Annotated in this window: 11 protein-coding genes; all 11 read left to right on the forward strand. The window is 70.3% G+C overall.

The window, feature by feature from the left end; translation table 11 throughout:
* The first annotated feature begins 79 nt into the window (after nt 1-79).
* Nucleotides 80-2110 carry an acetyl-CoA carboxylase biotin carboxylase subunit gene (gene accC / locus RBXJA2T_RS03355; protein WP_009855907.1) on the forward strand — a complete coding sequence of 677 codons (2031 nt, stop codon included), beginning with the start codon at nt 80-82 and terminating at the stop codon, nt 2108-2110.
* A gap of 4 nt (nt 2111-2114) precedes the next feature.
* On the forward strand, nt 2115-3098 hold the full coding sequence (bioB, locus tag RBXJA2T_RS03360) for a biotin synthase BioB (protein ID WP_009855908.1): 984 nt from the start codon (nt 2115-2117) through the stop codon (nt 3096-3098).
* A complete protein-coding gene (locus tag RBXJA2T_RS03365) occupies nt 3095-3556 on the forward strand; it encodes a VOC family protein (protein WP_009855909.1) in 462 nt (153 codons plus the stop codon). Before bioB ends, RBXJA2T_RS03365 begins: the two co-directional genes overlap by 4 nt.
* Before the next feature lie 78 nt (nt 3557-3634).
* Nucleotides 3635-4465: a DUF481 domain-containing protein gene (locus RBXJA2T_RS03370; protein WP_138938772.1), complete on the forward strand. Its 831-nt coding sequence runs from the start codon at nt 3635-3637 to the stop codon at nt 4463-4465.
* A 114-nt stretch (nt 4466-4579) separates the two neighbouring features.
* Nucleotides 4580-5470: a LysR family transcriptional regulator gene (locus tag RBXJA2T_RS03375; protein ID WP_009855911.1), complete on the forward strand. Its 891-nt coding sequence runs from the start codon at nt 4580-4582 to the stop codon at nt 5468-5470.
* A 13-nt stretch (nt 5471-5483) separates the two neighbouring features.
* The gene (leuC, locus tag RBXJA2T_RS03380; protein WP_009855912.1) at nt 5484-6908 is read left to right on the forward strand and encodes a 3-isopropylmalate dehydratase large subunit; all 1425 of its coding nucleotides are present in this window, start codon (nt 5484-5486) and stop codon (nt 6906-6908) included.
* 19 nt (nt 6909-6927) lie between these two features.
* The gene (locus RBXJA2T_RS03385; RefSeq protein WP_009855913.1) at nt 6928-7059 is read left to right on the forward strand and encodes an entericidin A/B family lipoprotein; all 132 of its coding nucleotides are present in this window, start codon (nt 6928-6930) and stop codon (nt 7057-7059) included.
* A gap of 5 nt (nt 7060-7064) precedes the next feature.
* Nucleotides 7065-7715, forward strand: coding sequence for a 3-isopropylmalate dehydratase small subunit (gene leuD / locus RBXJA2T_RS03390; RefSeq protein ID WP_009855914.1), 651 nt, complete (start codon nt 7065-7067; stop codon nt 7713-7715).
* 26 nt (nt 7716-7741) lie between these two features.
* Complete coding sequence (gene leuB / locus RBXJA2T_RS03395) at nt 7742-8833, forward strand: 3-isopropylmalate dehydrogenase (protein ID WP_009855915.1); 1092 nt, start codon at nt 7742-7744, stop codon at nt 8831-8833.
* A gap of 94 nt (nt 8834-8927) precedes the next feature.
* Nucleotides 8928-10058, forward strand: coding sequence for an aspartate-semialdehyde dehydrogenase (gene asd, locus RBXJA2T_RS03400; protein ID WP_009855916.1), 1131 nt, complete (start codon nt 8928-8930; stop codon nt 10056-10058).
* Between the two features lie 228 nt (nt 10059-10286).
* Nucleotides 10287-10810: type IV pilus assembly protein FimV (locus tag RBXJA2T_RS03405; protein ID WP_009855917.1), on the forward strand; the 524-nt coding region annotated here is incomplete at its 3' end.

Here is a 10810-nt window from a genome sequence, read left to right on the forward strand (position 1 = left end):
GACCGCGTACCAAGTCCCTCACCCCAACCCTCTCCCGCGAACGGGAGAGGGAGCCGAACCGAATTCCGGAGAGAACTTCATGTTCAAGAAGATCCTGATCGCCAACCGCGGCGAGATCGCCTGCCGCGTCATCAAGACGGCGAAGAAGCTGGGCATCGCGACGGTGGCCGTCTATTCCGACGCCGACCGCGACGCGCGTCACGTCGAGCTGGCCGACGAGGCCGTGCACATCGGCCCGGCGCCCAGCCGCGAGAGCTACCTCGTCGCCGACAAGATCATCGCCGCGGCCAAGCAGACCGGCGCCGAGGCCATCCACCCCGGCTACGGCTTCCTGTCCGAGAACGAGGACTTCGCCCGCCGTGTCGAGGAGGAAGGCATCGTCTTCATCGGCCCGAAGCACTACAGCATCGCGGCGATGGGCGACAAGATCGCCTCCAAGAAGCTGGCCAACGAGGCCGGCGTCAGCACCATCCCGGGCTGGAACGAGGCCATCGAGTCGCCCGAGCAGGCCGTCGAGATCGCACGCGGCATCGGCTACCCGGTGATGATCAAGGCCAGCGCCGGCGGCGGCGGCAAGGGCCTGCGCGTGGCCTTCAACGACAAGGAGGCGCACGAGGGCTTCGCCTCCTGCCGCAACGAGGCCAAGAACAGCTTCGGCGACGACCGCGTCTTCATCGAGAAGTTCGTCGAGGAGCCGCGCCACATCGAGATCCAGGTGCTCGGCGACGCCCACGGCAACGTCGTCTACCTGCACGAGCGCGAGTGCTCGATCCAGCGCCGCCACCAGAAGGTCATCGAGGAGGCGCCGTCGCCGTTCATCAGCGACGCCACGCGCAAGGCCATGGGCGAGCAGGCCGTCGCGCTGGCCAAGGCGGTGAAGTACCAGTCGGCCGGCACCGTCGAGTTCGTCGTCGGCAAGGACCAGAGCTTCTATTTCCTGGAGATGAACACGCGGCTGCAGGTGGAGCACCCGGTCACCGAGTGCATCACCGGCATCGACCTCGTCGAGCAGATGCTGCGCGTGGCCGCTGGCGAGCCGCTGCCGTTCAAGCAGGCCGACATCCCGCGCCGCGGCTGGGCCATCGAGTGCCGCATCAACGCCGAGGACCCGTTCCGCAACTTCCTGCCGTCCACCGGCCGCCTGGTGCGCTACATGCCGCCGGCGCAGACGATGGAAGCGGCGATGCCGGTGCCCGCCGGCGGCGGCGTGCGCGTGGACACCGGCGTCTACGAAGGCGGCGAGATCCCGATGCAGTACGACTCGATGATCGCCAAGCTCATCGTGCACGGGCTGGACCGCGACGACGCCATCGCCCGCATGCGCGAGGCGCTCAACGGCTTCGTCATCCGCGGCGTGTCGAGCAACATCCCGTTCCAGTCGGCGCTGCTGGCGCACCCGAAGTTCGTCGCCGGCCAGTTCAACACCGGCTTCATCGCCGAGCACTACGGCCGCGGCTTCCGCGCCGAGGACGTGCCGCACGACGACCCCGACTTCCTCGTCGCGCTGGTGGCCACCGTCTACCGCCGCTACCTCGGCCGCGCCGCCGGCATCAGCGGCCAGCTCGCGGGCCACAACCTGCGCATCGGCACCGACTTCGTCGTCGTCGTGCGCGGCGAGGCCGGCGAGCACACCCACGTGCCGGTGAAGATCGAGGTCGCGGGCAACACGACGACGGTCAGCGTCAACGGCCGCAGCTACGGCATCGTCAAGGAATGGCGCTTCGGCTCGATCCGCGCCACCGGCACCTGCAACGGCCGCCCGTTCACCGCCCAGGCCGAGCGCCACGGCGTCTGGTACAGCGTGGCGCACAACGGCCGCCGCATCGACGCGATGGTGATGCGCGCCCGCGCCGCCGAGCTGCTGCGCGTGATGCCGTTCAAGCCGCCGGCGGACATGAGCAAGTTCCTGCTGTCGCCGATGCCGGGCCTGCTGGTGCAGGTCGCGGTGAAGCCGGGGCAGACGGTCGTGGCCGGCGAACGTCTGGCGGTCATCGAAGCGATGAAAATGGAAAACATCCTCACGGCGTCCCAGGACGGGACCGTCGCCGAGGTGCTGGCCGAGCAGGGCGAGAGCCTGGCGGTCGACCAGCCCATCATCCGCTTCGCCTGAGTTCATGACCCTGATCGACGAGACCCTCCCGAAGACCCTTGCCCCCTGGACGCGCGAGCAGGTGCTCGCGCTGCTGGACCTGCCGTTCATGGACCTCGTGCGGCGCGCCGCCGAGGTCCACGCACGGTACTGGCCCCAGGGCGACATCGAGCTGGCCTCGCTGCTGTCGATCAAGACCGGCGGCTGCCCCGAGGACTGCGGCTACTGCCCGCAGTCCTCGCGCCACGACACCGGCGTCGCGGCGGCGAAGATGCTCGACGTCGACGAGGTGCTGGCCAAGGCGCGTGCCGCCAAGGCCGCCGGCGCGACGCGTTTCTGCATGGGCGCCGCCTGGCGCTCGCCCAAGGACCGCGACGTCGAGAAGGTCGCGGCGCTGGTGCGCGAGGTGCACGCGCTCGGGCTGGAGACCTGCGCGACGCTGGGCATGCTCGAGCCCGAGCAGGCGCGCACGCTGCGCGAGGCCGGTCTCGACTACTACAACCACAACCTCGACACCGCGCCCGAGTTCTACGGCGAGGTCATCGGCACGCGCGTCTACGAGGACCGGCTGCAGACGCTGCGCCACGTGCGCGAGGCCGGGCTCAAGGTCTGCTGCGGCGGCATCGTCGGCATGGGCGAGACGCGCGCCCACCGTGCCGGGCTGATCGCCGAACTCGCGGCGCTGGACCCGGCGCCCGACTCGGTGCCGATCAACAGCCTGGTGCGGGTGCCCGGCACGCCGCTGGCCGACGCGCCGCCGGTCGACCCGTTCGAGCTGGTGCGTGTCGTCGCCGCGGCGCGCATCGTCATGCCGCACTCGCGCGTGCGGCTGTCGGCCGGGAGGCGCGAGCTCGGCGACGGCATCCAGGCGCTGTGTTTCCTGGCCGGCGCCAACTCGATCTTCTATTGCGACCAGCTGCTCGTCACCGGCAACGCCGACGCCGAGGACGACCGCCGGCTGCTGTCGCGCCTGAACCTGTCCCCGACGAAGAAGGAGGTGTCCGCATGACCCGTCCGTTCCGTGTGCTGGGCATCCAGCAGATCGCCATCGGCGGCCCCGACAAGCAGCGGCTGAAGTCGCTGTGGGTCGACATGTTCGGCCTGACCGTGAAGAGCACGTTCGTCAGCGAACGCGAGAACGTCGACGAGGACATCTGCGCGCTGGGCAGCGGCCCGCACGCCGTCGAGGTCGACCTGATGCAGCCGGTCGACCCGGAGAAGAAGCCGGCCGTGCACGCCACGCCGCTGAACCACGTCGGCCTGTGGATCGACGACCTGCCGACAGCCGTGCAGTGGCTGACGGCGCAGGGCGTGCGTTTCGCGCCCGGCGGCATCCGCAAGGGCGCGGCCGGCCACGACATCTGCTTCGTGCACCCGAAGTCCAACGACGAGTTCCCGTTCTCGGGCGAGGGTGTGCTGATCGAGCTGGTGCAGGCGCCGCCCGAGGTGATTTCGGCGCTGTCCTGAACCCGGCGCCGCCATCGGGGTCACAGGGGCTGCCCGCCGGGCGAGCGCCCCGCCCCACTCCTGGACGACGACGTGACGATGCCTGCCTTGCGCCCGATGTTCTCCTTGCTGGCCGCCGCGCTGGCATTGGCCGCCGGCACCGGCGCCCAGGCCCAGCTCGCGGTGCCGATCGTCGTCGCGCCCGAGCACGGGGCTTCGCCGGCCGACGGCCGCTGGCGCGGCTCGGGCGGTGCCGCGGCGACGCTGAGCTCGGGCAACACCGACGGCGCCGCCGTCTCGCTGAACATCGACGCGGTGCGCGCGACACGGCGCGACCGCGTCACGCTCGGCGGCACGCTGAACTACGGCCGCAGCGAGGTCGACGGCGAGCGCGAGACCACCGCCGACCGCTGGAGCGCCAGCGGCCGCTACGACTACAACCTCGGCCCCCATGCCTTCGTCTACGGCCGGGCGCTGATCGAGAGCGACCGGGTCGTCGAGCTCGACCGCCGCGACAGCGTCGACGCCGGCCTGGGCTGGAAACTCGTCGACGACGAGGACACCAGCTTCAGCGTCTTCTCCGGCCTCGGCCGTGTCGTCGACCGCTACACCGAAGAGCAGAGCTTCGACGGCCGCCGTGGCTCGCGTTTCGCGCGCACCACGCTGGCGCTGGGCGAGGAGTCCAGCCACCGCCTGACGCCGACCGTCGAGCTGCGCCAGCGCCTGGACGTCGCGCCGTCGATCTCGGGCGACCGCACGACGCTGCTGCGCTTCTCCGGCACGCTGGCGGTGGCGCTGAACTCGACGCTGAGCCTGACGGTCACGCTGTCGGACCAGTTCAACAGCGAGCCGCCCGACGGCGTGCGCCGCAACGACCTGACGCTGTTCACCGGCCTGAACCTGAAGTTCGGCCCGTCGCCGGCTCCCTGAGCGGCGGCCGCGGCGCCGCCATCGCAGCCTGATGGCTTCGCTCGGCGCGAAGGCTTGCTTCGTATCATCGGCATGGTTTTGTGGTTTGCGAAGGGATAGACTGCGCAGCGGCCCATGCGCTTCGACCTCGTCACCCTCAACCTCGTGCTTGCGATCGCCGACACCCGCAGCATCACCGCCGGCGCCAAGCGTGAGCATCTCGCGCTGGCGGCGGCGAGCCGGCGGCTGTCGGACCTGGAGGCACGTTTCGGCGTCGCGCTGTTCGAGCGCCGGGCGCGCGGTGTCGAGCCCACCGAAGCCGGCCGTGCGCTGGTGCGCCACATCCGCGGCCTGCATGCCTCGCTGCATGCGCTGGAGAGCGAGGTCGCCGAGTTCTCCCGCGGCATCAAGGGCCACCTGCTGGTCGTCGCCAACGCCGGCGCGATCGCCGAGTGCCTGCCGCCGGACCTGGCGGCGTTCTCGCAGGCCCATCCGCAGATCCGCATCAGCCTCGAGGACCAGACCAGCTCCGAGGTCCAGGCCTCGGTGGCCGAAGGCCGCGCCGACGTCGGCATCTTCGTGCCGCCGCAACTGGACAACCGCCTCACCACCTGGCGCTATCGCGGCGGCTCGCTGGCCGCGATGGTGCCGCGCGGCCACGTGCTGGCCGCCGGCACGCGCGTGCGTTTCGAGGCCCTGCTGGATCACGACATCGTCGGCCTGCACGCCGGTGCCGCAGCGCAGGAGACGATGCGCGCCGAGGCCGAGGCGCGCGGCCGCACGCTGAAGGCGCGGCTGCAGGTGCGCGGCTTCGACGCCATCGCCCAGCTCGTCGAAGCCGGGCTCGGCGTCGCCGTGCTGCCGGCGGCCGTGGCCGAGCGCCTGGCGCAGGTGTTCGCGGTGCACGTGCTCGCGCTTGACGAGCCCTGGGCCGCACGCGAATACCGTCTGGCGGTGCGCACGCAGGACGTCCTGCCCGCCGTCGTGCAGCGTTTCGTCCAGACGCTGCGCACTTCAGAATCCTGACCGAGGAACTCCGATGACCGCTCGCACGCTCTACGACAAGCTCTGGGACGAGCACGTCGTGCACACCGAGGAAGACGGCACTGCCGTGCTCTACATCGACCGCCACCTCGTGCACGAGGTGACGAGCCCGCAGGCCTTCGAAGGGCTGCGGCTGGCCGGCCGCAAGGTCTGGCGCGTCAGCTCGATCGTCGCCACCGCCGACCACAACACGCCGACCACCGGCTGGGCCGAGGGCTACGACGGCATCCGCGACCCGATCTCCAAGCAGCAGATCACGACGCTGGACGCCAACATCCGCGCCTTCGGCGCCGCCGCCTACTTCCCGTTCCTGGACCAGCGCCAGGGCATCGTGCACGTCATCGGCCCGGAGAACGGCGCCACGCTGCCGGGCATGACGGTGGTCTGCGGCGACAGCCACACCAGCACCCACGGCGCCTTCGGCGCGCTGGCGCACGGCATCGGCACCAGCGAGGTCGAGCACGTGCTGGCGACGCAGACGCTGCTGGCCAAGAAGGCGAAGAACATGCTGGTCAAGGTCGAGGGCCGTCTGGGCCGCGGCGTCACCGCCAAGGACGTCGTGCTGGCGATCATCGGCCGCATCGGCACCGCCGGCGGCACCGGCTACACGATCGAGTTCGGCGGCTCGGCGATCCGTTCGCTGAGCATGGAAGGCCGGATGACGGTCTGCAACATGGCGATCGAGGCCGGCGCGCGCGCCGGGCTGGTGGCCGTCGACGACACGACGATCGAGTACGTGAAGGGCCGGCCGTTCGCGCCGAGCGGGGTCGCCTGGGACCACGCCGTCGCCCACTGGCGCACGCTGCACAGCGACCCGGGTGCGCACTTCGACGCCGTCGTCGAGCTCGACGCGGCGCAGATCCTGCCGCAGGTCACCTGGGGCACGAGCCCCGAGATGGTGCTGCCGGTGGACGGCCGCGTGCCCGACCCGGACAAGGAGAAGGACGCCGTCAAGCGCGCCGCGATCGAGCGCGCGCTGGTCTACATGGGCCTGGAGCCGAACAAGGCGCTGACCGACATCGCGGTCGACCGCGTGTTCATCGGCTCGTGCACCAACAGCCGCATCGAGGACCTGCGCGCCGCCGCCGAGGTCGTGCGCCGCGTCGGCGGGCGCGTCGCGGCCAACGTCAAGCAGGCGCTGGTCGTGCCGGGCTCGGGCCGCGTCAAGGCCCAGGCCGAGGCCGAAGGCCTGCACGAGGTCTTCCGCGGCGCCGGTTTCGAGTGGCGCGAGCCGGGCTGCAGCATGTGCCTGGCGATGAACGCCGACCGCATCGAGCCGGGCGAGCGCTGTGCCTCGACCAGCAACCGCAACTTCGAAGGCCGCCAGGGCGCCGGCGGCCGCACCCACCTCGTGAGCCCGGCGATGGCCGCCGCGGCCGCGCTGGCGGGCCATTTCGTCGACGTGCGCCGCGTCGCCTGATCTCCCGAGGAGAAACGTCATGAAGCGTTCGTTCGCCGCACTGCTGGCCTGCCTCGCCGTCGTCGCGCTGGCCGGCTGCAACACCGTCAAGGGCGTCGGCCAGGACATTCAAAAAGCCGGCCAGGCCATCGAAGGCGCAGCCAAGAAGTGACCGCCATGCAAGCCTTCACCGTGCACCAGGGGCTCGTCGCCCCGATGGACCGCGCCAACGTCGACACCGACGCGATCATCCCGAAGCAGTTCCTGAAGTCGATCGCGCGCACCGGCTTCGGCCCCAACCTGTTCGACGAATGGCGCTACCTGGACCGCGGCGAGCCCGGCCAGGACCCGGCGGCGCGCAAGCCGAACCCGGACTTCGTGCTCAACCAGCCGCGCTACGCCGGCGCCTCGGTGCTGCTGGCGCGCGAGAACTTCGGCTGCGGCTCCAGCCGCGAGCACGCGCCCTGGGCGCTGCAGCAGTACGGCTTCCGCGCGATCCTCGCGCCGAGCTTCGCCGACATCTTCTTCAACAACTGCTTCAAGAACGGCCTGCTGCCGATCGTGCTGCCGGAGTCTCAGGTTGCGCGCCTGTTCGACGAGGTCGCGGCCTTCCCGGGCTACACGCTGACGGTGGACCTGCCGCGTCAGGTGATCGTCAAGCCCGACGGCAGCGAGCTGCCCTTCGAGGTGCAGCCCTTCCGCAAGTACTGCCTCGTCAACGGCTTCGACGACATCGGCCTGACGCTGCGCCACGCCGACAAGATCCGCGCCTACGAGGCCGAGCGCCTGGCCAAGATGCCCTGGCTCGACCAGCGCCTCGTCGGCTGACAAGCCGCCAACACCCAAGGACAACCATGAAGATCGCCATCCTCCCGGGTGACGGCATCGGCACCGAGATCGTCGCCGAAGCCGTCAAGGTGCTGAACGTGCTGGACCTGCCGTTCGAGACCGAGACCGCGCTCGTCGGCGGCGCCGCCTACGCCGCGCACGGCCATCCGCTGCCGGAGTCGACGCTGGCGCTGGCCAAGGCCGCCGACGCGGTGCTGTTCGGCGCCGTCGGCGACTGGAAGTACGACACGCTGGAGCGTTCGCTGCGCCCCGAGCAGGCGATCCTCGGCCTGCGCAAGCACCTCGGCCTGTTCGCCAACCTGCGCCCGGCGCTGTGCTACGAGCAGCTGACGCACGCCTCGAGCCTGAAGCCCGAGCTGGTGGCCGGCCTGGACATCCTGATCATCCGCGAGCTGACCGGCGACATCTATTTCGGCCAGCCGCGTGGCCGCCGCATCGCCGTCGACGGCCACTTCCCGGGTGCGGAAGAAGCCTTCGACACGATGCGCTACAGCCGCCCGGAGATCGAGCGCATCGCCCACGTCGCGTTCCAGGCGGCGCGCAAGCGTCGCGGCAAGGTCACCAGCGTCGACAAGGCCAACGTGCTCGAGACCTTCCAGTTCTGGAAGGACGTCGTCACCGAGGTCCACGCCCAGTACCCGGACGTCGAGCTCGAGCACATGTACGTCGACAACGCCGCGATGCAACTGGTCAAGGCGCCGAAGAAGTTCGACGTCGTCTTCACCGGCAACATGTTCGGCGACATCCTGTCCGACGAGGCGGCGATGCTCACCGGCTCGATCGGCATGCTGCCCAGCGCCTCGCTCGACAAGAACAACAAGGGCCTGTACGAGCCCAGCCACGGCAGCGCGCCGGACATCGCGGGGCAGGGCATCGCCAACCCGCTGGCTACAATCCTGTCGGCCGCCATGATGCTCCGCTACACCCTCGCCCAGCCCGAAGCCGCCGACCGCATCGAGTCGGCCGTGCGCGCCGTGCTGGCCGCCGGTCTGCGCACGGCCGACATCTGGTCCGAAGGCACGCAGCGCGTCGGCACTGCCCAGATGGGCGACGCCGTCGTCGCGGCGATCACCGGCAAAACGATTACCAAGAGCTGAAGCTCTCGGATCGTCTCGCCCCCACTCCAGGACCCCGGCGAAGCGAGCCGGGGCAGGGCAGAAGGGGTCCGGGACACGTCGAAAAGGTGGATACATGGCACTCGTAGGATTGGTCGGCTGGCGCGGGATGGTCGGTTCCGTGCTGATGGATCGCATGCGCGCCGAAGGTGACTTCGCGCTCATCGAACCGCTGTTCTTCAGCACCAGCAATGCCGGCGGCAACGCCCCGGCCGAGCTCGTGAAGAACGAGACGCGGCTGCAGAACGCGTACGACATCGACGCGCTCAAGCGCTGCGACATCGTGCTGACCTGCCAGGGCGGCGACTACACGACCGAGGTCTTCCCGAAGCTGCGCGCAGCGGGCTGGAACGGCCACTGGATCGACGCGGCGTCGACGCTGCGCATGAACCCCGACGCCGTCATCGTGCTCGACCCGGTCAACATGCCGGTGATCCGCGACGCGCTGGCCAACGGCGGGCGCAACTGGATCGGCGGCAACTGCACCGTCAGCTGCATGCTGATGGGCGTCGGCGCGCTGTACAAGGCCGGGCTCGTCGAGTGGATGAGCACCCAGACCTACCAGGCGGCCTCGGGCGGCGGCGCGCAGCACATGCGCGAGCTGCTGACGCAGTACGGCACGCTCAACGCCGAGGTCCGCAGCCTGCTCGACGACCCGAAGAGCGCGATCCTGGAGATCGACCGCAAGGTCATCGCCAAGCAGCGCGCGCTGACGCCCGAGGAGACGGCCAACTTCGGCGTGCCGCTGGGCGGCTCGCTGATCCCGTGGATCGACAAGGATCTCGGCAACGGCCAGTCCAAGGAAGAGTGGAAGGGCATGGCCGAGACGAACAAGATCCTCGGCCAGGGCGAAGGCTTCGGTTCGCCGGCGGTGCCGGTCGACGGCTTCTGCGTGCGTGTCGGCGCGATGCGCTGCCACTCGCAGGCGCTGACCTTCAAGCTGAAGCGCGAAGTGCCGGTGGCCGACATCGAGGCGATGATCGCTGCCGACAACGAGTGGGTGAAGGTCGTGCCCAACACCCGCGAAGCGACGCTGCGCGACCTGACCCCGGTGGCCGTCACCGGCACGATGTCGATCCCCGTCGGCCGCATCCGCCGCCTGGCGATGGGCCCGGAGTACATCGGCGCCTTCACGATCGGCGACCAGCTGCTCTGGGGCGCTGCCGAGCCGCTGCGCCGCATGCTGCGCATCCTGCTCGAACAGTGATCGGTGCCGCCGGCCGGCTCGTTGCCGGCCGGCAACAAGACGCGCCCGGCGCGGAATTGGGCGCACTTCGGTCCCGAATGTCAGGCTTTGGGTGAGCTTGCTTGCCTATATGCTTGACATCGTTGTGATTTCTGTCGCGAGCGCCGGACATAATCGGCCTTTTCCCGGTGACAGATATTGCGGCCACCCGCTCGGGTGCGCCGTCCGGGACGTGTTGTGGGAGACGCCTTGAATCACCGTTCGACGAACGCCGCGCGTTTCGCGCTGACCGGGGTGGCATTCGCTGCCGCCTGCCTGTGGGGCACGTCCGCCTGGGCGCTCGGTCTCGGCCGGCTCAACGTGCAGTCGGCACTGGGCGAGCCGCTTCGTGCCGAGATCGACGTCACCAGCCTGACGGCCGAGGAGGCCGGCACGCTGAAGCTGCGCATCGCGCCGCCCGACGCCTACCGCGCTGCCGGAGTCGAATACAACGCCGTGCTCGGCGATGCCCAGGTGACGCTGCTGCGCCGTCCCGACGGCCGCCAGGTGCTGCGCCTGAGCAGCGACCGCAGCATCGTCGAGCCCTTCGTCGACGTCATCCTCGAGGCCAGCTGGGCCACCGGCCGGCTGGTGCGCGAGTACACGATGCTGTTCGACCCGCCGACGACGCGGGCCGCGCAGGCGACGCCCGCACCGGTGGCCGCACCGTCGATCTCGCCGGCCCCGGCGCCCACCCGTGCCCCGGCTGTCACCACGCCGGTCCCGGCGCCTGC

Origin of the sequence: Rubrivivax benzoatilyticus JA2 = ATCC BAA-35 (assembly GCF_000190375.1) — a bacterium.
GTDB classification, from domain to species: domain Bacteria; phylum Pseudomonadota; class Gammaproteobacteria; order Burkholderiales; family Burkholderiaceae_C; genus Rubrivivax; species Rubrivivax benzoatilyticus.

Coding starts and splice junctions, on each gene's coding strand:
- leuD (WP_009855914.1), top strand. CDS start 7,065: ATGCAAGCCTTCACCGTGCACCAGGGGCTCGTCGCCCCGATGGACCGC.
- RBXJA2T_RS03385 (WP_009855913.1), top strand. CDS start 6,928: ATGAAGCGTTCGTTCGCCGCACTGCTGGCCTGCCTCGCCGTCGTCGCG.
- RBXJA2T_RS03365 (WP_009855909.1), top strand. CDS start 3,095: ATGACCCGTCCGTTCCGTGTGCTGGGCATCCAGCAGATCGCCATCGGC.
- RBXJA2T_RS03375 (WP_009855911.1), top strand. CDS start 4,580: ATGCGCTTCGACCTCGTCACCCTCAACCTCGTGCTTGCGATCGCCGAC.
- leuC (WP_009855912.1), top strand. CDS start 5,484: ATGACCGCTCGCACGCTCTACGACAAGCTCTGGGACGAGCACGTCGTG.
- RBXJA2T_RS03370 (WP_138938772.1), top strand. CDS start 3,635: ATGCCTGCCTTGCGCCCGATGTTCTCCTTGCTGGCCGCCGCGCTGGCA.
- asd (WP_009855916.1), top strand. CDS start 8,928: ATGGCACTCGTAGGATTGGTCGGCTGGCGCGGGATGGTCGGTTCCGTG.
- leuB (WP_009855915.1), top strand. CDS start 7,742: ATGAAGATCGCCATCCTCCCGGGTGACGGCATCGGCACCGAGATCGTC.
- bioB (WP_009855908.1), top strand. CDS start 2,115: ATGACCCTGATCGACGAGACCCTCCCGAAGACCCTTGCCCCCTGGACG.
- accC (WP_009855907.1), top strand. CDS start 80: ATGTTCAAGAAGATCCTGATCGCCAACCGCGGCGAGATCGCCTGCCGC.